The sequence below is a fragment of the Nocardioides terrae genome (assembly GCF_900112345.1).
GTDB lineage: Bacteria > Actinomycetota > Actinomycetes > Propionibacteriales > Nocardioidaceae > Nocardioides > Nocardioides terrae.
Genome location: NZ_FOLB01000002.1, coordinates 71,054 through 96,265, shown reverse-complemented (window position 1 = coordinate 96,265; position 25,212 = coordinate 71,054). Strand labels below are relative to the sequence as shown.

The window sequence follows — 25,212 nt, the reverse complement described above, 5'->3', positions numbered from 1 at the left end:
CGGCCGCCCGGCTCCTATCCTCGCCGGGTGACGACTGCTGAGCTCTCCGTCGACCGCCGTCCCGGGGCCGTCGAGGTGACCTTCGACCGGCCGGAGCGGCACAACGCCTTCACGCAGGCGATGTACGCCGCCCTGCACGAGCTGTGCGACGAGCTCGCGTCCGACCCGTCGGTGAAGGTGCTGGTGCTGCGTGGCGCCGGCGGCCGGGCGTTCGCCGCCGGCAACGAGATCTCCGACTTCCTCTCCCAGGACGCCGTCGCCTATGAGGACTGGATCCGGGCACTGCTGGGCAAGCTCTTCGCGCTGCCCCAGGTGACGATCGCGGCCGTGGACGGCGTCTGCGTCGGCGGCGGGCTGGCGGTCGCCACCCACTGCGACCTGCGCATCGCCACCCCGCACTCGCGCTTCGGCTACCCGATCGCCCGCACGCTCGGCAATGCGCTCGCCGCACCCCTCGTCTATCGCTGCGCCGCGGTCTTCGGCGAGCCGGTGACCCGCGAGATGCTGCTCGCCGCGCGCCTCGTCTCCGCCGATCGCGCGTACTCGGTGGGCGCTCTGACGTCGGTCGTCGAGTCGCTCGACGAGGAGCTGGCCGCCCTCGTCGACGCGGTCCTGGCGCTGTCGTCGGTGACGCTGCGGGCCACGAAGTCGCAGCTGCTCGCCCGCGCCGCCGACCTCGAGGCGGCTCCCGACGACGACGACGCGCTGCTGCACTCCGTCTACACCGGCCCCGACTTCACCGAGGGCGTCCGCGCCTTCCTCGCCAAGGAGAAGCCGGCCTTCCGCTGACCGTCCCTCTGCTCTTCGGGGTCAGCGCGTACCGATCGGGGTTGGCGTGGTGGGTGTGGCGATGGATCGTCGACACGGATCACTTGCGCATCGATCGGTACGCCAGGACGGCGGGTCGGCGCGTACCGATCGGGGCCGAAGGGGCTAGCGAGGCGGAAATCCACCTCAACGGCCCCATCAGCCCCGATCGGTACGCAGACTCGCGGCCTCCACCAGACTCGGCCCGTACCAGGTGATCAGCCGCCCGCTGACGAGCTCACACGGACGCGAGAACGCCTCGGGTCCGTCGTCGGGCGTGAAGACGTAGGGCTCGTCGGGCAGGAGTACGACGTCCGGGCCGGCCGCCTCGATCTCCTCGACGGTGACGTGGGGGTAGCGCCCAGCAGCGCCCGCGAAGACGTTGTCCCAGCCGAGCCGCCGCAGCAGGTCGCCGGTGAAGGTGTCGCTCCCGACCACCATCCACGGGTCGCGCCAGATCGGCACCGCGACGGTCCGGGTGACCGGCGGCAGCGGCCCGCACCACAGCTCGCGCGCGGCCGCGAGCCACTCCGGGCGCGGCCAGGACAGCACCTCGTCGAAGAGCCGCTCGTAGGCCTCGATCGCGGCCGGCACGGTCCTGATGTCGGTCACCTCGACGCGGATGCCGGAGTCGCGGAGCCGGCGTACGTCCAGCTCGCGGTTCTCCTCCCGGTTGGCGATCACGACGTCCGGGCGCAACGAGCGAATGGCCGCCAGGTCGGGGTTCTTCGTGCCGCGCACCCGCGTGACGTCCAGATCGGCCGGGTGCGTGCACCAGTCCGTCGCGCCGGCGAGCGCGTCAGGACGCACGGAGGCGAGCGCCTCCGTGATCGACGGGACGAGGCTGACGACGCGCATCGCCGGTGGCGCTCAGACGTTCCGGCGGTACTGGCCCCCGACCTCGAAGAACGCCTCGGTGACCTGGCCGAGCGTGCAGACACGGGCGGCGTCCATCAGCACCTCGAAGACGTTCTCCTGCGAGGTCGCGACGGCCTTGAGCCGCTCCAGGGCGGCCTCGGCCTCGGTGCGGTGGGCCGCCTGGAAGTCGCGCACCCGGCGCAGCTGCGACTCCTTCTCCGAGTCCGTCGCGCGGGCCAGCTCGACGTGGTCGGGCGTGCCGTCGCCCGAGGCGGGGCGGAGGAAGGTGTTGACGCCGATGATCGGCAGCGTGCCGTCGTGCTTGCGGTGCTCGTAGAGCATCGACTCGTCCTGGATCCGGCCGCGCTGGTAGCCCGTCTCCATCGCGCCGAGGACGCCGCCGCGCTCGGAGATCCGGTCGAACTCGACCAGCACCGCCTCCTCCACGAGGTCGGTGAGCTCGTCGATGATGAAGGAGCCCTGGAGCGGGTTCTCGTTCATCGCCAGGCCCCACTCGCGGTTGATGATCAGCTGGATCGCCAGCGCGCGGCGGACGGACTCGGCCGAGGGGGTGGTGACGGCCTCGTCGTACGCGTTGGTGTGCAGCGACTGCGCGTTGTCGTAGATCGCGCACAGCGCCTGCAGCGTGGTGCGGATGTCGTTGAAGTCCATCTCCTGCGCGTGCAGCGACCGGCCGGAGGTCTGGACGTGGTACTTCAGCTTCTGCGACCGCTCGGACGCGCCGTAGCGCTCGCGCATCGCCACCGCCCAGATGCGGCGCGCGACGCGGCCGATGACGGAGTACTCCGGGTCCATGCCGTTGGAGAAGAAGAAGGACAGGTTCGGCGCGAAGTCGTCGATGTCCATGCCGCGCGCGAGGTAGGCCTCGACGTAGGTGAAGCCGTTCGCGAGGGTGAAGGCCAGCTGGCTGATCGGGTTCGCCCCGGCCTCGGCGATGTGGTAGCCCGAGATCGACACCGAGTAGAAGTTGCGGACCTGCTGGGCGATGAACCACTCCTGGATGTCCGCCATGCAGCGCAGCGAGAACTCCGTGGAGAACAGGCAGGTGTTCTGGCCCTGGTCCTCCTTGAGGATGTCGGCCTGGACCGTGCCGCGGACCGACCTGATCGCATCGGCCGGGTCGATCCCGCGCTCGCGGGCCTGGTCGATGACGGTGTTGAGGAAGAACGCCAGGACCGTCGGGGCCGGCCCGTTGATCGTCATCGACACCGAGGTCGTGGGGGAGAGCAGGTCGAAGCCGTCGTACAACGCCTTCATGTCGTCGAGCGTCGCCACGCTGACGCCGGAGGTGCCGACCTTGCCGTAGATGTCGGGCCGCTCGTCGGGGTCGCGGCCGTAGAGGGTGACCGAGTCGAACGCGGTCGAGAGCCGGGTCGCGGGCTGGCCCTCCGACAGCAGCTTGAAGCGGCGGTTGGTGCGGAACGGGTCGCCCTCGCCCGCGAACATCCGGGCCGGGTCCTCATTGGTCCGCTTGAAGGGGAAGACGCCGGCGGTGAAGGGGAAGTAGCCCGGGAGGTTCTCGCGACGCAGGAAGGACACCAGCTCGCCGTGGTCGGTGTAGCGCGGCGTCGCCACCCGCGGGACGCGATTGCCGCTCAGCGACACCTTGCCCTCGTCGGAGGCGTACGACGCCACGGTGGCCGGCCACTGCTCGAGCTGCTGGCGTACGTCGGCGGGTACGTCGGCAGTGGCCTGCTTCGCCGCGTCGGCCACCTCGACCAGCTCGCCGGCGACGATCTCGAACGCCTGCGCCCGGCGGGCCTTCTCGACCAGCTCGGCGGTCTGCGCGTGGTAACCGCGGACGGTGTCGGCGATGTCGGCAAGGTAACGGGTCCGCTCCGGCGGGACGACCGCGTGCAGCCCGGTCGAGGTCTTGGTCGACACCGGCGCGAGCGTGCCCTCCGCGACGGGGAGGCCGCGGGCGGCGAGCAGGCCGCGCAGGTGCTGGTAGAGCGCGGTGACGCCGTCGTCGTCGAAGTGGGCGGCGCTCGTCCCGAAGACCGGCATGTCCTCCGGGGGCGTCCCGAACGCCTCGCGGTTGCGCACCAGCTGGCGGGACACGTCGCGCAGCGCGTCGGCCGCGCCGCGGCGCTCGAACTTGTTGATCGCCACGACGTCGGCGAAGTCCAGCATGTCGATCTTCTCGAGCTGGCTGGCCGCGCCGAACTCCGGCGTCATCACGTAGAGGCTGGTGTCGACGAACGGCAGGATCCCCGCGTCGCCCTGGCCGATGCCCGGGGTCTCCACGATCACCAGGTCGAAGCCGCCCGCCTTCACCACGGCGATCACGTCGGCCAGGTGCTCGGGGACCTCGTGGGCGCCGCGCGTGGCCAGGCTGCGGAAGTAGGTCTGGTCGGCCAGCGAGTTCATCCGGATCCGGTCGCCGAGCAGCGCGCCGCCGCCCTTGCGCCGGGTCGGGTCGACGGCGATCACCGCGATGCGCAGCTTGTCCTGCTGGTCGACGCGCAGCCGGCGTACGAGCTCGTCGGTCAGGGAGCTCTTGCCCGACCCGCCCGTGCCGGTGATACCGAGGACGGGGGCGTCGCTGTGCTCCCGCACCCGCTCGAGTACGTCGGCCGGCAGCCGTCCCTGCTCGGCGCCGGTGATGGCGCGTGCGATGGCGACGCGGTCGCCGGAGAGGATGTCGTCGAGGCCGACCTCGCGCTGGGCCCACAGGTCGGCGTCGATGTCGCGGACGACCGAGTTGATCATCCCGACCAGGCCCATCCTCTGGCCGTCCTCGGGGGAGAAGATCGTGACGCCGGACTCGCGGAGCCGGGCGATCTCGTCGTGGACGATGACGCCGCCACCGCCGCCGACGACCTTGATGTGGCCGGCGCCGCGCTCGCGCAGCGACTGCACGAGGTACTCGAAGTACTCGACGTGACCGCCCTGGTAGCTGCTGACCGCGACCGCGTGCGCGTCCTCCTCGATCGCAGCGTCGACGACCTCCTGGACGGAGCGGTTGTGCCCGAGGTGGACCACCTCGCACCCCTGGGACTGCAGGATCCGCCGCATGATGTTGATCGACGCGTCGTGGCCGTCGAACAGGCTCGACGCGGTGACGATGCGGACGTGGTGCTGGGGGACGTAGAGGTCAGGCACGACGACTCCGGGGAATAGTTGGAAGTCCTAGCAATTCAATAGTAGGACGTCCAGGTTGTTGAGGCACGTCCTCGGTCGCACGCTCGCCCCTAGGGTGGCGCCATGAGCTTCGCCGAGGCGCCGCGCGAGCGCGATCGCGGCCTGGACCGCTACCTCACGTTCGTCGACGCGGTCGTCGCCATCGCCATCACCCTGTTGGTGCTGCCGCTCACCGAGCTGGGCGCCGACCTGGCCGACGACCAGTCGGTGGCCGACCTGTTGGGGGAGCACAAGGGGGAGATCTGGTCGTTCCTGCTCAGCTTCCTGGTCATCGCGAACATCTGGTTCCTCCAGCACCGCGCGTTGCGGTCGCTCGTGGCGCTCAACGGCCTGGTGATGCGGATGCTGCTCCTCTGGTTGCTCGCGATCGTGCTCCTGCCGTTCTTCACCGAGCTTGTCGCGGCGGCCCCCGACGACCGGACGACGAAGGTGCTCTACTTCGGCGCGATCACCGCGGCGTCGGCCTGCGTCGCGGTCATCGAGATGACGATGCGGCGCAACCCCGACCTCGTCGACATCGGCGATGGGACCGCGGCCGCCCGGGTCACCGGCGCCTGGGTGAACGTCGGCCTGCTGATCGCCGCGGCGGTGCTGAGCATCGCGGTCCCGGCGCTCAGCTACTACCCGCTGCTGCTCCTGCTGGCCGACAACCTCGTGCTCGGCCTGCGGCGGCGCGGCGGTGCGGGTCGGCCGGCGCTGAGCGGCTGAGCGGCCCGCGAGGGGCCCGGCCTAGTCGACCCGGTCGCCGTGGTCGGCGCGGATCCGGCCGAGCAGCGCGGTCAGGTCGGTGACGTCGCCGTCCTCGATGCCGGGTGCCGCGAAGACCACCTTGTTGAGCTCGTGGGTGGCCTCCTCCACGACGGCGCGACCGGCGTCGGTGATCGTGCAGAGGACGACCCGGCGGTCGGCCTCGCCGCGGGACCGGCGGACGAACCCCTGCTTCTCCAGTCGGTCGACGGCCGACGTCACCGACGTCGGGTGCACCTGGAGCAGCGACCCGAGCCGGGTCATCGGGACCGCACCCGTCCGGGTGAAGGCGAGCAGCCGGAGGATCTCGTAGCGCGCGAAGGTGAGCTCGTGCGGCCGTAGCACCGCATCGATCCGCTCCATGAGCAGCTGGTGGACGCGGACGAGGGAGGTGACCATCTCCATCCCCGGGGCCGCCTCGTCCCAGCCGTGGGAGACCCACTGCCGGCGGGCCTCGCGGATCGGGTCGAGCTCGGGCATGGCCCACACCTTAGGGCGATCCGCCGTGTGGGCCGACCGCGAACCACGGGGCGGACCGCCTGACCCGGCGCTCAATTTGAGCTCCGGTGTTGACCTGCGTCACACCTGAGGCATAATGGTTAGGCCATTGACGGAATGAAGGGACTGGCCGGTGCCGAAGGTCGTGTACGTAGGCAGTGACGGAGATGAGCGGGTCATCGACGCCGCTGTCGGCGAGAGCGTGATGAGCGCGGCCATCCGCAACGGTGTTCCGGGGATCATCGGCGAGTGCGGAGGCAACAACTCCTGCGCGACCTGCCACGTCTTCGTCCGCGAGGAGTTCACCGAGGCGGTCGGCGGTCCGAACGACCTGGAGGACGACCTGCTCGACCTCGGCGTCAGCGACCGACAGGACTGCAGCCGCCTGGGCTGCCAGATCAAGATCACCGACGAGCTCGACGGATTGACGGTCGACGTCCCCGCCCATCAGAACTGAAGGACCGACGGTTCACGCCGCTGACCTAGCGCGATCGCCGCAGAGGTCTGATAGAACCCCCACGCTTGGAAAGTCCTGGAAGGAACGACGATGCTTCGCACCGAGATCAACGAGCTCCTCACCCAAACCGGCCCTGGTACGCCGATGGGTGACCTCTTCCGGCGCTACTGGCAGCCCGTGCTGCTGGCCGAGGAGCTCCCCGAGAACGACTGCCCGCCCGTGCGGGTCAAGGTTCTCTCCGAGCGCCTCGTCGCGTTCCGTGACAGCTCGGGCCGTTACGGCCTGATGGACGAGTTCTGCGCGCACCGCGGCGCGTCGCTGTGGTTCGGCCGCAACGAGGAGAACGGCCTGCGCTGCCCCTACCACGGCTGGAAGTACGACGTCACCGGCCAGGCCGTCGACGTTCCGAGCGAGGCCGACAACGGCAACTTCTGCGCCAGCGTGAAGCTGAAGTCCTACCCGACGGTCAAGCTCGGCGACGTCCTCTGGGCCTACCTCGGCGACCCGGACAAGCAGCCGCCGCTGCCCGAGTGGGAGGCCTACACCGTTCCCGACGGCCAGGTCTTCACCTCCAAGCGTCTGCAGGAGTGCAACTGGCTGCAGGCCCTCGAGGGCGGCATCGACTCCAGCCACGTCACCTTCCTGCACGGCGGCAACCTCGACACCGATCCGCTGTTCAAGGGCTCGAAGGGCAACGAGTACAACAAGGGCGACCTGAAGCCGTTCTTCGAGGTCGTCGACTACGAGGGCGGCCTGCTGATCGGCGCCCGACGCAACGCCGAGGAGGAGACGTACTACTGGCGCGTGACGCCGTGGGTCCTCCCCAACTTCACCATGGTCCCGCCTCGTGGCGACCACCCGGTGCACGGCCACTTCTGGGTTCCGATCGACGACGAGAACTGCTGGGCCTACAGCTTCGACTACCACCCCACCCGCCAGCTGACCGAGACCGAGCTCGAGGCGATGCGTGCGGGCAAGGGCGTCCACAGCGCCAACGATGCGGCCTACCGCCCGCTGGCCAACAAGGACAACGACTACCTGATGGACCGTGACGCCCAGCGTCGCGGGGTCACCTACTCCGGCATCGAGGGCATCGCGCTGCAGGACTCCTCCCTGCAGGAGTCGATGGGCCCGATCGTCGACCGGACCAAGGAGCGCCTCGTCGCGACCGACGCCGGCATCATCAAGGCCCGCCAGAAGCTCCGCAAGGCCGTGCTCGCGCTGCAGGATGGCGTCGACCCGGTCGGCAACCGCCCGCAGGACCAGAAGGTCCGCTCGGTCGCCACGGTGCTCCCGCGTGAGCAGGCCTTCGTCGACGGCATCGGCGAGGCGATGAAGGCCGAGCCCGGCAAGCCCCACACGTCGGTCTAGGGTCCGAGCCATGTTCGAGAACCTCTCGATCCCCGTCGGGCCCAGCTCGTGCGCCGAGGCGACCACCGCCAAGGAGGCGGCGTACCGGATCGACTACCCGCTGCCCGCGGCCCGCAACACGCGGATCATCGCGCTCGACTCCGAGGCGGCGGCGATCGTTCGCGGGGCCTCGGAGCTCGAGTGGGGTCAGGCCCGCTTCTACGAGACCAGCGACCCCGGCACCGACCTGGTGACGATGGACGGTCGGACGGTGTCGCTCGAGGGCGAGATCGCCGAGTCCAACACGATCGTCATGGTGTCTGCCTCCGGTGAGAACGCCGCAGCGATGGCCCATCTCGGCGAGGTCTGCTACAACCGCGGAATCATGACCGCCGGCCTGGCGATGACGCCCGGCAACCTGGACAGCGACGCGCTCCACAACCTGCGTCCGCACGCTCGCGTGCTCCTGGTGCCGGCCGAGCCCGACGACCTGGTCGAGCTGCTCTGGGCGACCCGGGCATGACCGCCCCGATGAGCACGACCAAGGTCACCATCCCGGCGCTCCAGGCGATGAAGGCCGCCGGCGAGAAGAGTGTCTGCTTCGTCGCCTGGGACTACCAGATGGCCCAGCTGGCCGACCGAGCCGGCGCGGAGATCGTCTCGGTGGGGGACACCGTCGGGGTGAACCTGTGGGGTCAGCCGCACCCGCTCGAGATCACCATGGACGAGATCATGGTGGTCGCCAAGGCCGTACGCCGAGGCGTCACCCGCGCCCTCGTCAGCGCCGACTTCCCCTTCGGCCCGCTGCAAGAGGGCTCGGCCAGCGCGGTCAAGGCGGCAATCCGGCTGGTCAAGAATGCCGGCGTCGACCTGGTGAAGCTCGACGGCGCCTCCGACCACCCGGTGGCCGTCGAGGCGATCACCCGAGCCGGCATCCCCGTGTTCCCGCAGTTCGGGATCACGCCCCAGACGTCCTTGAAGTACGGCATCGAGTACTCCGCGGCCAGCACCGCCCAGGTGCCCGACGAGCTGCTCGAGGAGCTGGTGACCGAGGCCAAGCGGCTGGAGTCGGCCGGCGCCGTGGCCCTCAACTTCACCAACTCCGGCCCGGTCGTCGGCCCGGCGGTCGTGGAGGCGGTCGGCATCCCCGTGCTCGGCGGCTTCGGCGGCGGCCCCTGGCTGGACGGCCGGATCCGGATGGTCACCGCGGCGATCGGCTACAACGCCGGCAACGTCGACAAGGAGCCGGACACCTACGCGAACGTGGCCAAGGTGGCCTACGACGCCCTCGTGGAGTGCGCGTCGGACATCCGCGGAGCCAGGAAGCTCCGCGGCCAGAAGTAAGGCATCACCCCAGCAGCAAGGAGCAGCCGTGCCGATCGTCGACCTCGACGGACTTCCCACCCGTTACGAGACCCTCGGCGAGGGGCCGGCCGTGCTCATGTTCAGCCCCGGCGGCTTCGACTCGAGCCTGGAGAACTGGACCTCGTTCGGGCGCTACAAGGACCTCGGCTTCGTCGGGGCCCTCTCCCAGCGCTACACGTGCATCGTCTTCGACCGCCGCGAGTCGGGACGGTCGGGCGGCCGCCTCGAGCGTCTCTCCTGGGAGAAGTACGTCGCGCAGGCGATCGGCCTGCTCGACCACCTCGGCGTCGACCGGGCCCACGCCATGGGCGGCTGCGTCGGCTGCTCGACCGCTGCCGCGCTGGCCGTCGCGCAGCCCGGCCGGGTGAGCAGCATGGTGCTGTTCTCACCGGCCGGCGGCTACACCTACCGCGCCGCCCAGCACCGGCGCTTCCACCAGCACATCGGCTTCGTGACCGAGCACGGTCTCGCGGCCGTCGTCGAGCTGGCCCGCGAGTCCGGTGCCGGGTTCAGCAAGGATCCCCGGGTCGGGCCGTGGGCGGGCGCGCTCCGCAGCGACGACGCGTTCGCCAAGGCCTACGCCGAGGCCGACCTCGGCCGCTACGTGACGATCGTCAGCGGCACGTCGCGGGTGCTCTTCGACCGGGACACGGTGCCGGGCGTGGAGCCCGAGGACCTGGCGGTGCTCGACGTACCCGCACTCATCGTGCCCGGCGAGGACGCCTCGCACACGCGGTCGGCCGCTCGCTACCTGCAGGAGTGCCTGCCCCACACCGACTACTGGGACGTCCCGGTGGCCGACCAGACGCCCGAGGCCTCGCAGCAGCGGGTCCTGGACTTCCTCGACCGGCACTAGTCGGCCCGCCGGTGCTGGTCCTCGTCCGCCACGGTGAGAGCGTCTGGAACGCCGGCGACAGGTTCGCCGGCTGGGCCGACATCGCGCTCACCCAGAAGGGGTGCGACGAGGCGCGTAAGGCCGGTGGGTTCCTGCTCGCCCAGGGCGTGCTGCCCGACGTGGCGCACACCTCGGCGCTGCGACGGGCGGTGAGCTCGGCCCACCTCATGCTCGACGCCTGCGGGCGCAGCGACGTGCCGCTGATGCGCACCTCGCGGCTCAACGAGCGGCACTACGGAGCCCTCCAGGGGATGCGTCGCGACGAGGCCGTCGCGCGCTACGGCGCGGAGGACGTCGCGCGCTGGCGGCGCGGCATCGCGGAGCAGCCGCCGCGGGACGCGCACGGCCGCGCGGAGAGCCTCGCCGACGTACGGCGCCGACTGCAGCCGTACGTCGACGACGTGCTGCTGCCTGCCCTGGACACCGGCCGGACCGTGCTGGTGGTGTCGCACGGCAACGCGCTGCGCATGCTCATCCAGATCGTCTGCCGACTCACGGACGCCCAGGCGACCGCGCTCGACATCGCGACCGGGGCGCCCATGCTGCTGGAAGAAGCCGACGGCCTGCTGCGCCGCACCGGGTGAGCTGCGTGGTCAGTCGTGCAGCGCGAGGGTGTTGGCCACGAAGATGTCCTCGAGCGCGACCGGCCGGACGAGGATGTGCTGGTCGCGGGCGTGCTGCATCAGCTCCTCGAGGGTGGCCCGGTTGGGCTCCAGACCGTAGGGCAGCGGGTCGCGTCCGGTGGTCGTCATCACCCGGCGCAGGAGGCTGTCCTGCTTGGTCTCCTCCAGCCCGTTGCGCAGGCGGCCGACGTAGCGTCGCTTCGCCTCGGCGAACGCCTCGAAGAGCGCGACCGACAGCGCCGGCTGCTCGGCCAGGAGGTCGTCTCGGACCACGACGAGGTGGTTGACGGGGAACACGCCGCGCTCGCGCAGCACCCCCATCGCGGTCTCCTCCGGGTCGGCGAAGAGGGTAGTGACGTCGGGGTGGTCTATCGAGGCGCCGATCACGGCCTCGAGGTCGCCGGCGAGGAGGAGGTCCTCCAGGCTGGTGCCCTCCGGAGCCGAGACGACGTTGGCGGGACGGACGTAGGTCGCCACGTGCTCGTCCCCGGAGAGCACCCAGGTGACCGAGTCCAGGTCGAGCCCGGCATCCGCAAGGGCAGCCCGGCCCCAGACGCCGGTCGTGACGGTGTAGCCCCGGTTGACGCCGACCCGGCCGCCGGCCAGGTCCTTGGCGGTGGACACCGGTCCGTCGCGGAGCACCTGGACGGCGCCGTGGTGGAAGTCGCGCACGAGGAAGACGGGGAGCGCGGTGAACCTCGCGCCGTGCTCCTTGGCGGTGAGGTAGGTCGTGAGGGCCATCTCCGCGACGTCGTACTCCAGTCCCCGGACCATCTTCCGGAAGCCCTTGACGAGGACCGGCTCGTCGGCGAACGAGAGCCGATAGCCCGCAGGCGCCACCTCCCTGTTGATCAGCGCGCGGTTCGCGCCCTGGGCACGGGTCAAGGTGAGCAGGTCTCGCATGACGCTCCTTAAGCGAGGGACGGGACGGAGGGTGCGGTGCGACACAGGGTCGTGACCCACCTCACGCGCCGATGATATGTTGGTCAGACCATTCTGCCAATCATGTCCGATCGATGGAGAGTTGATGACCGACAAGGTGCTCGCAGCGGTCCGTACCGCGCCCGGCACGACGGAGATGCGCGAGTTCGACAAGCCTCGCATCGACGCCGACTCAGCGCTGCTCAAGGTGGAGGTCGCCGGCATCTGCGGCACCGATGTCAAGCTCTACAGCAACCCGCCGAGCAACCCCGCCACCCAGGGGCCGGTCATCATGGGGCACGAGAACGTCGGCGTGATCGCCGAGGCCGGGGACAAGTTCCTCCAGCGCCACAACGTCGAGATCGGCGACCGCATCTTCCTCGAGCACTATGTCGGCTGCTTCAACTGCGAGTGGTGCCGCATCGGCGAGTACCGCCACTGCGAGGCCACCGACTGGCGTACCAACGCCGACGCCCGACGCTTCGGCTACACCTCGGCCGCCTTCGAGGGCACCCTCTGGGGCGGCTTCTCGGAATACATCTACCTGCCGTGGAACGCCGTCATGCACAAGATCCCCGACAGCGTCACCGCCGAGCAGGCCGGCCTGGTCATGCCGCTGTCCAACGGCATCGAGTGGGCGCTGCTCACCGCCGGCATCGGCTACAACGACACCGTCCTCATCCAGGGCCCCGGCCAGCAGGGCCTGTCCCAGCTCGTCGCCGCCAAGCAGGCCGGTGCCTCGAACATCATCATGTCCGGCACGACGCGGGACAAGGCGCGCTTCGACCTTGCCATGGAGCTCGGCGCGGACGACGTCATCGACGTGCTCACCGAGGACCCGCGAGAGAAGGTCATGGACCTGACCGACGGTCGCGGCGTCGACTTCGTGCTCGACTGCACCTCGCGCGCCGGCACTGCCCCGGTTCTCCTCGGCGTCGACGTCCTCAAGCGCCGCGAGGGCACGCTGCTCATCCAGGGCGAGCTGGCCGCCTTCCCGGACTTCCCGGTCAAGAAGGTCACCGAGAAGGCGATCACCATCAAGTCCGCGCGCGGCCACTCGTTCAACGCCTGCGAGCTCGCGGTCGCCCAGCTCGCCTCGGGCCGCTATCCGCTCGAGAAGCTCGCCACCCACCGCTATGGCATCGACCAGGTCGACCACGCCATCCGCGTCCTCGCCGGCGAGACCGACGAGGATGCCATCCACGTGTCGATGATGCCCTCGATGATCGGCGAGCCCGGCGGGGCGGTCCGCTGATGCCGGTCGTCGTCACGAACCCGCCGCGCGCCGACAGGGAAGCGGTCGACGCGCTGTCGGCGTACGGCGTCGCCACCGTCCACGAGGCGCAGGGCCGCCGTGGCCTGCTCGGCTCGCACATCCGGCCGCGGCAGAGCGGAGTGCGCGTCGCCGGCAATGCGGTCACCGTGACCGTCGCACCGGGTGACAACACCACGATCGCCGTCGCGGTCGAGCAGTGCCAGGAGGGCGATCTCCTCGTCGCCGTGCCGACGGCGCCGTGCGACATGGGCTACTTCGGCGACCTGCTCGCCACCACCCTGAGGGTGCGCGGCGTCCGCGGCCTCGTCATCGAGGCCGGCGTGCGCGATGTGGCCGACCTCAACGAGATGGGCTTCCCGGTCTGGTCCAAGGCGGTGTCCGCCGAGGGCTGCGGCAAGGGCAACCTCGGCGACGTCAATGTCCCGATCACCATCGCCGGACGCATCGTCCACGCCGGCGACGTGATCCTCGCCGACGACGACGGTGTCGTCGTCGTGCCCCGCCTCGAGGCCGCGGAGGTCGTCGAAGCGGCCCGGGCCCGCGAGGAGAAGGAGGCGAGGGCGCGCGACCGCTACCTGGCCGGCGAGATCGCCCTCGACGTCAACAACATGCGCCCTCTGCTCGAGAAGGCCGGCGTCCAGCACGTGTCCTACGAGGAGTGGAGCCGGCAGTGACCGCACCGATCATCGACATCCACGGTCACTACACGACCGCCCCCGCCCAGCTGCAGGCCTTCCGCACCGCCCAGCTGGCGGCGCTCGCCTCCGGGTCGGACGCCTCGACGGTCGCAATGACGCCGATCGGCGACGACGAGCTCCGCGCGAGCGTGGAGGACAACCAGCTCCGCATCCTCAAGGAGCGCGGCGGCGACGTGATGATCTTCTCGCCCAAGGCCTCCGGCATGGAGCACCACGTGCCCGACGCCGCCGTGGCCACCGCCTGGGCGCGGGAGTCCAACGACCTGGTCCACCGGATCTCCGCGCTCTACCCGACGACGTTCGCGCCCGTCGCGCAGCTGCCCCAGACCCCCGAGGGCAACATCGACGGCGTCGTGGCGGAGATCCGGCGGACGGTCGGCGAGCTGGGCTTCGTCGGCGTCAACCTGAACCCCGACCCATCGGGCACCTGGGCCGGTCTCCCCGTCACCGACCCGTCCTGGTTCCCGGTCTACGAGGCGCTGTCCGAGCTCGACGCGCCCGCGATGATCCACGTCTCGACCGCGTGCAACCCCAACTTCCACACCCTGGGCGCGCACTACCTCAACGCCGACGTGTCGGTCTTCGTGCAGCTGCTGCAGTCCGACCTCTTCGAGCGCTTCCCCGATCTCCGCCTGCTGATCCCGCACGGTGGCGGCGCGGTGCCCTACCACTGGGGCCGCTTCCGTGGCCTGGCGATGCGCAACGACTGGCAGGACCCGGCCGACCTGTGGCGCAACGTCTTCTTCGACACCGCCGTCTACCACCAGCCCGGCATCGACCTGCTGCTCGACGTCGTCCCGAAGGAGAACGTCCTGTTCGCCTCCGAGATGCTCGGAGCCGTCCGCGGCGCAGACCCCGCCACCGGTATCGAGTGGGACAACACGCTCCGCTACCTCGAGACCGCCAAGCTCACCGACGAGGAGCGCGCCAAGGTCATGACCGAGAACGCGCTGAAGGTGTACCCCAGGCTGGCCGCACGCCTCGGCCGCTGAACCCATCTGGCACCGGAGGAACGATGCATCGTCGAGCGCTCACGCTGGCCTGCGGAGACTACGACCGCACCCGCGCGCTCTGGGAGGGCACGGTCCGTCCCGACGGCATCGACCTGACCTATCTGCGGCTGCCGGTCGAGGAGACCTTCTTCCGGATGGTCCGCCACCGCGAGTTCGACGTCGCGGAGATGTCGCTGTCGTCGTACTCCGCCTCGCTCAGCCGGGCCGCCGCCGAGGGACGGCCCGCACCGTTCGTCGCGATCCCGGTCTTCACCTCGCGGATGTTCCGGCACGGGGGCATCTTCATCAACACCGCCAGCGGCATCGAGAAGCCGACCGACCTGGTGGGCAAGCGGGTCGGCAACGCAGAGTTCCAACTGACCGCCAACGTCTGGATCCGCGGGATCCTCGAGGACGCGTACGACGTCCCGGTCGACTCGATCAGCTATCTGACCGGTGGCCAGGAGACGCCCGGCCGGATCGAGAAGGGGACGATCGACACGCCCTTCGACATCACCGCGATCCCCGACGGCCGGACCCTCGCAGACATGCTGCACACCGGCGACATCGACGCCTTCTACGGTCCGCGGATCCCCAGCTCTTTCTATGCCGGCGACGGCCGCGTGCAGCGCCTGTTCGTCGACCCCGTGGCAGCCGAGAAGGACTACTTCGACCGCACCGGGATCTTCCCGATCATGCACGTGGTCGCCATCCGTCGCGAGGTCTACGAGGCCGACCGCTGGATCGCGCAGTCGCTCCACAAGGCCTTCACCGAGGCCAAGCAGCTGGCCTACGAGTCGTTCCTCGACGCCTCGGCTCTGCGCTTCATGTCACCCTGGCTCATCCAGCATGCCGAGGCGGACCGCGCCATGCTCGGCGAGGACTTCTGGTCCTACGGCCTGGAGCCCAACCGGAAGGTGCTCGACACGTTCCTCGGCTACCACCACGCCCAGGGCCTCTCGCCGGCGCCGTTGCGGCCCGAGGACCTGTTCGCCCCGGAAACCCTGGAGAGCTTCGTCATCTGAGTGATGGTTGCCACTCCCAATCCTTTGGTCTAACCTTTGGACCATATCCCACTCGCGTACCCACTGGAGGCCTCACTGATGTCCATCGACGAGACGACCGAGAAGGTCTGGCAGGAGCCGACAGGGCACGCTCGGGCCGGGTTCGGTGACTTCAAGAAGCAGCCGACCCCCTACGACTCGTTCATGGACTCCGAGGGCATCCCGGTCTGGCGCGGGCTCGGTGTGCGCACCGTTCTCGACCTTCCGCGGGAGGACTGGGAGCGCAAGGGCGGCCGCGGCAGCTACATCCAGACCTACGGCACCGAGACCAAGTGGGGCCACTTCGTTGTCGAGGTCCCCGCGGGCGGCGCGCTCAATCCCGAGAAGCACCTGTTCGAGGAGATCTACCTCGCCGTCGAGGGTCGCGGCACCTGTGAGGTCTGGCAGGAGGGAGACGTCAACAAGCACGTCTTCGAGTGGCAGCGGGGCTCGATGTTCTCGATCCCGATGAACGCCTGGTTCCGGATCGTCAACGCGACTTCCAAGCCCGCGGTTCTCATGGCCGGCAACACCGCGCCCAACGTGCTCAACCAGCTCAACAACGTCGAGGCCGTCTTCAACAACGACTTCATCTTCCGCGACCGCTTCAGCGGCGCCGACGACTTCTACAAGTACCGCGAGGAGGTCGAGCCCGACCCGGTCCGCGGCCTCGCCATGCGGCGCACCAACTTCATCCCCGACGTCGTCAACTGCGACCTGCCGCTCGACAACCGTCGCTCGCCGGGCTACCGCCGCGTCGAGCCGATGATGACCGACAACCAGTTCTACTTCTGGATCGCCCAGCACGAGAACGGCCGCTACTCCAAGGCGCACGCGCACACCTCCGCGGCGATCCTGATCTGCCTCAAGGGCAAGGGCTACACCCACACCTGGCCCGAGAACCTCGGCCCGACTCCGTGGGCCGACGGGAACGGCGACCAGGTACAGCGCCTCGACTACGAGCAGTTCGGCTTCATCACCGCTGCCCCCGGCGGCCAGCGCTGGTACCACCAGCACTTCTCGGTCTCCAAGGAGCCGTTCCGGCTCAGCGCCTGGTTCGGTCCCCACAACCCGGGCCGCGACCCGGGCGCGCCCGGCTCCAAGCACACCGACTACACGGCCCGCGAGCTCCACGAGGGCGGCACGGCGATCGCGTACTGGCAGGAGGACCCCCACGTCCGCAACGAGTACGAGTGCCTCCTGAAGGAGAACGGCGTCGAGTGCCGCATGGACCCGGCCTGGTACGAGAAGCCCGAGGGCATCGAGTGGGACTACGACAGCCGCACGATGGCCGAGGGGATCCAGTAGCCTGCCATGGGATTCAGTGACCCCGCCGAGCTCACGCCGTTGGGCCACGCCGGCGGCCGGATCTTCACCAGTGGCGGCCGCAGCCTGATCCTGGAGGACGATGAGATCCGGCTCGTCAGCGTGGGCGTCGACATCGGCTCGTCCACGACGCACATGGTGCTGTCGCGGATCGTGCTGAAGCGGCAGGACAACCGCTACCACGTCACCTCCCGCGAGGTGACGCACGAGTCGGAGGTCCTGCTCACGCCCTACAGCGACGCGAACACGCTCGACGGGGACGCGCTGCGCGAGTTCTTCGACCGGCAGTACGCCCTGGCCGGCGTACTGCCGGAGCAGATCGACACCGGCGCGCTGATCATGACCGGCGTCGCGGTACGGCGTACCAACTCCCGCATCATCGGCGACGTGTTCGCGCAGATCGCGGGCAAGTTCGTCTCGGTGAGCGCCGGCGACGCCCTGGAGACGCAGCTCTCGGCCTACGGGTCGGGCGCGGTGAAACGCTCCGAGCGCAACCGCAACCGCACGATGAACATCGACGTCGGTGGCGGCACGTCCAAGATCGCCGTCTGCTGCGACGGCGAGATCCAGGCGCTCACCGCGATCGACGTCGGCGCACGCATCGTCGCCTTCGACGCCGACGGCAGGGTCACCCGGATCGAGGAGGCCGCTCGACGGCTCGCGGCCGAGGCCGGCCTCACCCTCGCCATCGGCGAGGTGCCGGACGCGGACGGGCTCTCGCGGCTCATCGACGTGATGGCCGACCACCTGTTCGCCGCCATGCAGAGCGGTACGCCGGCCGCGTCGACCGCCGACCTGCTGCGCCTGGAGCCCCTGCCGGCAGGTCCGGTACCGGACGCGATCTCCTTCTCGGGCGGTGTCGCCGAGTACGTCTACGGGCGCGACCACGGCGACCACGGCGACCTCGGCCCCCGCCTGGCCGAGGCGATCCGTCGGCGCGTGGAGGGCTGGGGACCGGAGCTGCAGATCGCCGAGCAGGGCATCCGGGCCACGGTCGTCGGTGCCTCTCAGTACACCGTGCAGGTGAGCGGCACCACGATCTTCGTGGAGCCGACCGCGCTGCTGCCGCTGCGCAACGTGCCTGTGCTGATGCCACAGCTGCCTCTGGGTGACGAGGAGCTGGACGCCGACCTCATCGCCTCCGCCATCCGCGACGAGCTGAAGCACTTCGACTCGATGCCCCAGGACCAGCCGGTCGCGCTGTGCTACCGCTGGGAGGGGTCGGCCACCTTCGGGCGGCTCGACGCCTTCTGCCGCGGTGTGGTCGCGGGCATGGCCGAGTGGACCGCCGACGGCCAGCCGCTCGTGCTCGTCGGCGACGGCGACGTGGGCGGCCTGATCGGCATCCACGTCAACGAGGAGCTCGACCTGCCGCTCCCCGTCGTCTCCATCGACGGGCTGACGCTGCAGACCTTCGACTTCATCGACATCGGCGAGATGCTGCCCGCCACGGGCGCCGTCCCCGTGGTGATCAAGTCGCTGGTGTTCCCCACCACCGCCGCTCTCGGGCGCGAATGGTCTGATAGTTTGCCCAAAGACGGTGCCTCGCACCCCAGCGCCTAAGGAGGTCATGGCTCACATGACGACGACTACATCCGCCCCCCGGCCGCACGAGGTCGAGCAGGCCCCGTCCCAGCCCGGCTACCTGGTCGACCCCTACATGGACTGGGCCAAGGGCGAGGGCATCCCGATCCACCTCGACTTCGGTCACGACCTCCTGGCGCTGGAGACCGGACCCTGGGAGCGCTACGGCGCCAAGGGCTGCTTCGCCCACACCAAGGGCATGGGCGACTTCATGGCCAACTACGTCCTGGAGGTCGAGCCGCGCAAGAACACCGAGGTCGTGCGCCACCTCTACGAAGCGTTCTTCTTCGTCCTCGCCGGCCACGGCTCGGCGGTCGTATGGCTGCCGGACGGCACGCAGCGGACCTTCGAGTTCGGCCCGAAGGCGCTCTTCGCGATCCCGCTCAACTGCAAGTACCAGATCTTCAACGGGTCGGGCTCGGAGCCGGTGCGCCTCTCGGTCACCAACGACGCCCCGCTGACGATCAACCTCTACCACGACCTCGACTTCGTGTTCGACAACCAGCACGACTTCGCCGACCGCGTCGGTGACCCGAAGTACTTCGACGGCGAGGGTCGGCTCGACACGTACAACAAGGAGTCGGTCAAGGTCCAGAACATCTGGGAGACCAACTTCGTCAACGACCTCACCAGCTTCAAGCTCTACGAGTTCGACGGCCGCGGCAAGGGCTCGATGAACGTCAACTTCGTGCTCGCCGACGGCACCATGCACTCGCACGTCTCGCAGATGCCGGTCGGTCGCTACAAGAAGGCACACCGCCACGCCGCCGGCACCCACGTGCACGCGGTCGACGGCTCGGGCTACTCGCTGCTCTGGTACGACGGCGACTCCGACTTCGTCGAGCTCCCGTGGCGGCACGGCATCATGTACACCCCGCCGTTCTGGATGTTCCACCAGCACTTCAACACCGCCGCCCAGCCTGCCCGCTACGTCGCGATGAGCCTGGGCAGCCGCCGCTACCCCTTCATCTCGCTGCGTCGCAAGAGCGCCGAGGGCCAGGGCGCGGTCTCGGTCTCCAAGGGCGGCCGCCAGATCGAGTACGAAGAGCAGGACAACCGGATCCACCGCAAGTTCCTCGAGGAGTGCGCCAAGACCGGTGTGCCCTCGCAGATGGGCGACATCTTCGACGAGCCGGCGATCCTGGCGATCCCGGAGTCCGAGCTGACGGGGGTCATCCGCAACCCGCAGTTCGACGGCCCGGCGGTCTGATCTGTGCACGACCTGGACTTCGACCACTACCACGAGCTCGGGATCACCGAGGACGAGGCCGCGGCCATCAAGCAGCTCATCGAGGAGCAGGACACCCTCGAGCTGCTGACCGTCGGCATCGACATCGGCTCCTCGACCTCGCACCTGCTCTTCGCGAAGGTCGTGCTGCGACGGCGTACGAACGACCTGTCGAGCAGGTTCGAGGTGGTCGAACGCCAGGTCGTGTGGACCTCGCCGATCATCCACACCCCGTTCCAGGTGGACGGGATGATCGACGCACACGAGCTGTCCCACTTCATCGCCGACGCCTACGCCGCCGCCGGGTTCACGGCCAAGGACATCGACAGCGGTGCGGTCATCCTCACCGGTGAGGCGATCAAACGACCGAACGCGCGCGCCATCGACGAGCTCTTCGCCAGCCAGTCCGGCAAGTTCGTCTGCGCCAGCGCCGGCCACGAGCTGGAGAGCCTGCTCGCCGCGCACGGGTCGGGAGCCACCCGCCTCTCGAGCCAGCGCGGTGGCGCGAGCCTCCACGTCGACATCGGCGGCGGCACCACCAAGCTGGCGCTGCTCGACGGCGGCGAGGTGCTCGACGTCGCCGCGTACGCCGTCGGCGGCCGCCTGCTCGCCCAGGACGCCGACGGCGCCTGGACCCGCATCGACGACTCGGCCCGGCTGGTCGCCGACGACCTCGGCATCAGCCTGACCCCCGCCACGGCGGCCGACCCGGAAGTCCGTCGACGCATCTGCGAGCGGCTGGCCGAGGTCTCGGTCGACGAGATCCTGGGAGCCGAGCCGACGCCGCTCGGCAAGGCTCTGCAGCTGACCCGTCCGATCGAGCGCAGCGTCGCGCCGGCGTACCTGACCTTCTCCGGCGGTGTCTCGGAGTACATCTTCGGCTCCGAGCCCGGCGACTACGGCGACATCGCCCGCGACCTGGCGGGGGACATCGTCCGGCAGCTCGGCCAGCGCGCCGACATCCCGGCGATCGACGCCGGCCAGCGGATCCGGGCCACCGTCATCGGCGCCTCGCAGTACACCGTGCAGGTGAGCGGCAAGACGATCCACGTCAGCGATCAGTCGGTGCTCCCGGTCCACAACCTGCCGGTGATCCACCTCGGACTCATCGACGCGGCCACGGTCGACCGCGAGCACGTCGCCACCGCCATCCGGCGCGGCGCCGGGATCCGCGGCGCGGACGTCACCGTCGCGGTCGCGCTCGGCTTCGGGTGGACCGGCCTGCCGGCGTACGACGCACTCGAGGAGCTCGCCCTCGGCATCGCGGACGGCGCCGGCGCGTCCGAGCAACCGCTGACCTTGGTGATCGACGGCGACGTCGGTCAGCTGGTCGGCCGCATCCTCGGCGTCGACGTCGGGCTGGACCGCCGGGTCGTCTCAGTGGACGGCGTCGAGCTCAACGACCTCGACTTCATCGACATCGGAGAAGTGCTGACGCCGCCGGGCGTGGTGCCCGTGGTGATCAAGTCGCTCCTCTTCTCCTGACCGGAAGGACCGCATGAACGTCGCCGAGGTGCTGCGCAACAGATCCTTCGTCAACTACCTCCTCGGCGTCGTCCTCTCCCAGATCGGCACCCGCGGCGCGATGGCGGCGAGCCTCTACCAGGTCTACGACCTGACCGGGTCGCTGGCGACCACCGGTCTGGTCGGCGCCGCGGGCGGGATCGCGGTGATGGTGCTCAGTCCGGTGGGTGGAGCGCTCGCTGACCGGATGGACCGGCGCCGCCTGCTGCAGGTGTCCCAGGGCGCAGGCGGCCTGGTCGCGCTGGGGCTGGCCGTCCTCACCCTCACCGGCCACGCCCAGGCGTGGCACGTCGTGCTGGCCTCCCTGCTGTCCATGGGGGCGACGACCTTCGACAACCCGACCCGGACCGCCCTGATCGGGTCGATGGTGCCGGCGCGCCAACTCCCGCAGGCGTTCGCCCTGGTCAACCCGTGCCGCGAGATCGCGGTCCTGGTCGGGCCGGGTCTCGCCGGCGTGCTGATCGCGGTCGGGGGCCCTGGCGTGGTCCACGCCTTCGACTCGGTCACATACGCGGCCATGATCGCCCTGCTCTTCTTCATCAAGGCACCGACCAGACACCTGGACCGGGAGCACAAGCCGATCTTCGGCGCGATCATCGAGGGCGCGCGCTACCTCACGCACCGGCCGATCATCCTGCTACTGATGTCGCTGGACCTGTCCGCGATGGTCTTCGGCGCCTACCGCGTGCTGCTGCCGGCGCTGGCGCTCGACGTGCTCGAGGTCGGCCCGACGGGATACGGCGTGCTGGCGGCCGCGCCCTCGGCCGGTGCCCTCCTCGCGACCTACAGCATAGTGTCGGTGCTCGGCCGCTCGCGCCGGCTCGGTCGGATCCTGCTCCTCGCCACCGGCGGGTTCGCGGTCTCCGACCTTGTCCTTGCACACTCGCAATGGTTCGCCCTGACGATCCTGGCCGCACTCGGGCTCGGCGTCGCCGACGCCCTGGCCACCTCGATCCGCCACGCCGCCGTGCAGATCGAGACTCCCGACGAGCTCCGCGGCCGGGTCTCCTCGATCTACCAGATCTCCTCCCGCGGCGGTCCGGCGATGGGCGACGCACTCGTCGGTGGCCTCGCCGGGGTGCTGGGCCCGGCGGCCGCTCTCACGATCGGCGCCGGGATCACGCTGAGCTATGTCACCGCGATGCTGGCGCGGGACAACCCGGTCCGGCGCTACACCGGCCCGAACCGCTCGCCCGTCGAGGTTGGGTGACTCTCCGCCGGACCCGTGGCACGCCCGGGCGACTGCCTGAGCGACCATGGACCGGTGCGCACCATCGAGGTCGAGCTGGCCGAGGAGCACGCCCACGTCCAGGTGGAGGTCGACGGCGAGCGCCGTGAGCGTCGGGTGGCCTACCGCGCCGACGGTCCCTGGGGGCTCACCCGCTGGGTGGACCCGGCCGACGGCTCGGCGTACGTCGTGTTCAGCGGTGCGTTGGGGGGAGCGGCCGACCTCCTCGGCGAGACGAGCGGTCCCGCCGATCTGACTCCGACCACCGTCACCGTTCGGGTCCTCGGTGAGACCGCCAACCCGCCGATCTGCGTGGTGCCTCCGCCGGGAAGCCTGCTCGCCGGCCATCACCTCGGCTTCGCGGCGGGGCCCTGGCGGCGGGCGGCCCGGGACGGCGTAGCGATCTACCGGCGCCGGTCCAGCTATGCGGGCTTGAGCACCCCGCTCGCCGAGACAGGGGCCGCCCTCGGCTGGATGCTCGACTTCTTCGGCGGGGACGCGCCCTGGGGGAGCGAGTACGTGCAGGTCCTGGTGCCGGACGCGCCGTGGCTCGCCGTGGAGCACCCAGGCTGCGTGCTCCTCTCGGAGCGATTGCTGACCGCTGACCCCGCGCGCCGCGTCGCGGTGCTGGCTCACGAGGCAGCTCATCAATGGATCGGCAACCTCGTTGCGCCGGCGTCCTGGCCCGACCTCGGCGTCATCGAGGGGCTCGCCGAGCTGCTCGGGCAGCTCGCCTGCCGGGATCTGCTCGGCGGAGCCGCCGACGACTACCTCGGCCACCGACGTCGGCCCGCGCCGCTCGCCCTCGTACCCGGGGTCGAGCTCCGGACACGGGCCGACACCGCTGGACTGGCCGAGGTCGCCGGCCCGACCCAGCACGCCGAGCTATTCCGGTCGCTCCGGGACTCCGTGGGCGCCGCAGCCTTCCGCGACGCGATCCGCGACCTGGTGCGAGATCGGGGTGGTCTCGCGAGCAGTGCCGCGCACGTCTGGGGCGCGTTCGGCGCCGAACCTCGGGAGCCCCTGCAGGTGCGCCTGCCGGTGGTCGCCGGTCGCGACGGAGCGTCCTGGACGCACGAGTTGCGCGGGCTGGGACACACAGACCCCGCCTCGGCTGTCGTCAGGACCAGGCGAGCCTTCCGAGAAGCGGTCCCCGCCGGTCGGAAAAGGGTCGAGCAGGCCCTCGCCGCCCTCTCGGACCAGTCGCTGCCGGCAGCCGTCGCCGCGGGTCTGGCAACCGAGTTGGTTGGCCGGGGCGGCCCGCCAGAGGTCGATTGGCACGATCCAATGTAAGAATCTCGGACTAAGGTCTAACCATTCGCCCGATACTGTGATATCCATCTCGTGGTGGACTAACCATCAGTCCCCATCAGTCCCGCCGAGTCGGCCTTCCCCGACCTCGGAGATCCGTTCTGGGAGAAACCATGAAGAAGAAGGCCCTGATCATCCCGGTCGCGCTGCTGACGGCCATCCTCAGCGCCTGCGGCAGCCCGACCGCCACGTCCGGCGACAGCAAGCCCAAGGTCGACAGCCACGCCAAGGAGATCTTCGACAAGTACAACGGGATGACCGGCACCGAGCGGACGGACGCGTTGCTCAAGGCCGCGAAGGACGAGGGGGAGCTCTCGCTCTACACCTCCAACACCGACATGGACGCGATCGTCGACGGCTTCACCGACAAGTACGACATCGACGTCAACGTCTACCGCGGCAACTCCGAGTCGGTCCTGCAGCGGATCCTGCAGGAGTCGAAGGCGGGCTTCGCGGGCGCGGATCTCATCGAGACCAACTCCGGTGAGCTCAACGTCATCGGCCAGGAGGGCCTCTTCTACCCCTACAAGGGCGAGTACCGCGACGCGGTGCGTCCCGAGGGCCAGAAGGACACCTGGACCGCCGACCGCTTCAACGTCTTCACCATCGCCTACAACACCGACCTCGTGAAGCCGGCGGACCGCCCCACCTCCCTCGAGCAGCTCGCCGACCCGAAGTGGAAGGGCAAGATCTCCATGGAGGTCGGCGACATCGACTGGTTCTCCGCGATGTTCAACTACTACGTCGAGCAGGGCAAGACCGAGCAGGAGGTGACCGACATGTTCAAGGCGATCGCCTCGAACGCCAAGGTCGTCAAGGGTCACACCGTCCAGGCCGAGCTGCTCTCCGCCGGTGAGTTCGCCGTCGGTACGTCGATGTATACGCACTCCGTCCAGGAGGGCACCGAGGAGGGTCGCCCGATCGCTTGGCGTACCGCCGCCAACCCGCCGGCCCAGCCGCTCGTGATCCGGCCCAACGGCGCCGGCCTGCTCGCCACCGCGAAGCACCCCGCCGCCGCCATGCTCTTCATGGACTACCTGCTGACCGACGGTCAGAAGGACATCGCCGACGCCTACCGCGTGGGCTCGGTGCCGGGCGCCAACGACCCGATCGCCGGCCTCAAGACCATCGAGGTCGACGAGGACGAGATGCTCAACAACGCCAAGAAGTGGGACGACCTCTACGCGAAGATCCTCGCGGGTGGTGAGGTCACCGAGCAGTGATCGTGCCGAGCCTGCTCAGCACGACTCGCACTGCATGACCCGTACTGCATGACCCGCACTGCATGACCCCCGGCGCCCCGGCTCGATCCACTT

The 25,212-nt window shown here is 69.8% G+C and carries 23 protein-coding genes; 19 read left to right on the top strand and 4 right to left on the bottom strand.

Annotation, left to right across the window (positions count from 1 at the left end):
* Positions 1–27: 27 nt before the first annotated feature.
* Positions 28–789, top strand: a complete 762-nt coding sequence (locus BM236_RS03290) for an enoyl-CoA hydratase-related protein (RefSeq protein WP_091120191.1) — start codon at positions 28–30, stop codon at positions 787–789.
* Between the two features lie 177 nt (positions 790–966).
* On the opposite strand, the gene BM236_RS03285 is transcribed toward BM236_RS03290, so the two are convergent.
* Both BM236_RS03285 and icmF read right to left on the bottom strand, forming a co-directional pair.
* Positions 967–1,665 carry a helical backbone metal receptor gene (locus BM236_RS03285; protein WP_091120189.1) on the bottom strand — a complete coding sequence of 233 codons (699 nt, stop codon included), beginning with the start codon at positions 1,663–1,665 and terminating at the stop codon, positions 967–969.
* Between the two features lie 12 nt (positions 1,666–1,677).
* A complete protein-coding gene (gene icmF, locus BM236_RS03280) occupies positions 1,678–4,791 on the bottom strand; it encodes a fused isobutyryl-CoA mutase/GTPase IcmF (RefSeq protein WP_091120188.1) in 3,114 nt (1,037 codons plus the stop codon).
* Between the two features lie 102 nt (positions 4,792–4,893).
* Between icmF and BM236_RS03275 the strand changes: the two genes are divergently transcribed.
* Positions 4,894–5,538, top strand: a complete 645-nt coding sequence (locus BM236_RS03275; protein WP_091120185.1) for a TMEM175 family protein — start codon at positions 4,894–4,896, stop codon at positions 5,536–5,538.
* 21 nt (positions 5,539–5,559) lie between these two features.
* Here BM236_RS03275 and BM236_RS03270 read toward each other — a convergent pair whose 3' ends face one another.
* The gene (locus BM236_RS03270; protein WP_091120184.1) at positions 5,560–6,057 is read right to left on the bottom strand and encodes a MarR family winged helix-turn-helix transcriptional regulator; all 498 of its coding nucleotides are present in this window, start codon (positions 6,055–6,057) and stop codon (positions 5,560–5,562) included.
* A 151-nt stretch (positions 6,058–6,208) separates the two neighbouring features.
* Between BM236_RS03270 and BM236_RS03265 the strand changes: the two genes are divergently transcribed.
* The 6 genes from BM236_RS03265 (at position 6,209) to BM236_RS03240 (ending at position 10,726) form a co-directional block, all read left to right on the top strand.
* Positions 6,209–6,532: a 2Fe-2S iron-sulfur cluster-binding protein gene (locus tag BM236_RS03265; RefSeq protein WP_091120181.1), complete on the top strand. Its 324-nt coding sequence runs from the start codon at positions 6,209–6,211 to the stop codon at positions 6,530–6,532.
* Between the two features lie 90 nt (positions 6,533–6,622).
* Positions 6,623–7,903 (top strand): aromatic ring-hydroxylating dioxygenase subunit alpha, encoded by a 1,281-nt coding sequence (locus BM236_RS03260; protein WP_091120180.1) that lies wholly within the window; start codon positions 6,623–6,625, stop codon positions 7,901–7,903.
* A 10-nt stretch (positions 7,904–7,913) separates the two neighbouring features.
* The gene (locus tag BM236_RS03255) at positions 7,914–8,405 is read left to right on the top strand and encodes a hypothetical protein (protein ID WP_091120177.1); all 492 of its coding nucleotides are present in this window, start codon (positions 7,914–7,916) and stop codon (positions 8,403–8,405) included.
* 8 nt (positions 8,406–8,413) lie between these two features.
* A complete protein-coding gene (locus BM236_RS03250) occupies positions 8,414–9,226 on the top strand; it encodes a 3-methyl-2-oxobutanoate hydroxymethyltransferase (protein WP_091120778.1) in 813 nt (270 codons plus the stop codon).
* Positions 9,227–9,254: 28 nt separating this feature from the next.
* Positions 9,255–10,103: an alpha/beta fold hydrolase gene (locus tag BM236_RS03245; RefSeq protein WP_091120176.1), complete on the top strand. Its 849-nt coding sequence runs from the start codon at positions 9,255–9,257 to the stop codon at positions 10,101–10,103.
* Between the two features lie 11 nt (positions 10,104–10,114).
* Positions 10,115–10,726, top strand: a complete 612-nt coding sequence (locus tag BM236_RS03240; protein ID WP_175507528.1) for a 2,3-bisphosphoglycerate-dependent phosphoglycerate mutase — start codon at positions 10,115–10,117, stop codon at positions 10,724–10,726.
* A 9-nt stretch (positions 10,727–10,735) separates the two neighbouring features.
* Here BM236_RS03240 and BM236_RS03235 read toward each other — a convergent pair whose 3' ends face one another.
* Positions 10,736–11,668 (bottom strand): substrate-binding domain-containing protein, encoded by a 933-nt coding sequence (locus BM236_RS03235; RefSeq protein WP_091120172.1) that lies wholly within the window; start codon positions 11,666–11,668, stop codon positions 10,736–10,738.
* Positions 11,669–11,792: 124 nt separating this feature from the next.
* On the opposite strand from BM236_RS03235, the gene BM236_RS03230 reads away from it, so the two are divergent.
* The 11 genes from BM236_RS03230 (at position 11,793) to BM236_RS03180 (ending at position 25,119) form a co-directional block, all read left to right on the top strand.
* Complete coding sequence (locus BM236_RS03230; RefSeq protein WP_091120169.1) at positions 11,793–12,941, top strand: zinc-dependent alcohol dehydrogenase; 1,149 nt, start codon at positions 11,793–11,795, stop codon at positions 12,939–12,941.
* Positions 12,941–13,636 (top strand): 4-carboxy-4-hydroxy-2-oxoadipate aldolase/oxaloacetate decarboxylase, encoded by a 696-nt coding sequence (locus BM236_RS03225; RefSeq protein ID WP_091120167.1) that lies wholly within the window; start codon positions 12,941–12,943, stop codon positions 13,634–13,636. The genes BM236_RS03230 and BM236_RS03225 overlap by 1 nt, the downstream gene beginning before the upstream one ends.
* Positions 13,633–14,652: an amidohydrolase family protein gene (locus BM236_RS03220; RefSeq protein ID WP_217645219.1), complete on the top strand. Its 1,020-nt coding sequence runs from the start codon at positions 13,633–13,635 to the stop codon at positions 14,650–14,652. Before BM236_RS03225 ends, BM236_RS03220 begins: the two co-directional genes overlap by 4 nt.
* A gap of 23 nt (positions 14,653–14,675) precedes the next feature.
* Entirely contained in the window at positions 14,676–15,677 is a 1,002-nt protein-coding gene (locus BM236_RS03215; protein ID WP_091120165.1) for a substrate-binding domain-containing protein, read from the top strand.
* A gap of 78 nt (positions 15,678–15,755) precedes the next feature.
* On the top strand, positions 15,756–17,003 hold the full coding sequence (locus BM236_RS03210) for a cupin domain-containing protein (protein WP_091120163.1): 1,248 nt from the start codon (positions 15,756–15,758) through the stop codon (positions 17,001–17,003).
* Between the two features lie 6 nt (positions 17,004–17,009).
* A complete protein-coding gene (locus BM236_RS03205; RefSeq protein ID WP_091120160.1) occupies positions 17,010–18,584 on the top strand; it encodes an ethanolamine ammonia-lyase reactivating factor EutA in 1,575 nt (524 codons plus the stop codon).
* A gap of 16 nt (positions 18,585–18,600) precedes the next feature.
* A complete protein-coding gene (locus tag BM236_RS03200) occupies positions 18,601–19,815 on the top strand; it encodes a cupin domain-containing protein (RefSeq protein ID WP_217645218.1) in 1,215 nt (404 codons plus the stop codon).
* 3 nt (positions 19,816–19,818) lie between these two features.
* A complete protein-coding gene (locus tag BM236_RS03195) occupies positions 19,819–21,318 on the top strand; it encodes an ethanolamine ammonia-lyase reactivating factor EutA (RefSeq protein ID WP_217645217.1) in 1,500 nt (499 codons plus the stop codon).
* A 13-nt stretch (positions 21,319–21,331) separates the two neighbouring features.
* On the top strand, positions 21,332–22,567 hold the full coding sequence (locus tag BM236_RS03190; RefSeq protein ID WP_091120158.1) for an MFS transporter: 1,236 nt from the start codon (positions 21,332–21,334) through the stop codon (positions 22,565–22,567).
* Between the two features lie 54 nt (positions 22,568–22,621).
* A complete protein-coding gene (locus tag BM236_RS03185) occupies positions 22,622–23,878 on the top strand; it encodes a M1 family aminopeptidase (RefSeq protein ID WP_175507527.1) in 1,257 nt (418 codons plus the stop codon).
* Between the two features lie 131 nt (positions 23,879–24,009).
* A complete protein-coding gene (locus BM236_RS03180) occupies positions 24,010–25,119 on the top strand; it encodes an ABC transporter substrate-binding protein (protein ID WP_091120154.1) in 1,110 nt (369 codons plus the stop codon).
* Positions 25,120–25,212 lie beyond the last annotated feature (93 nt).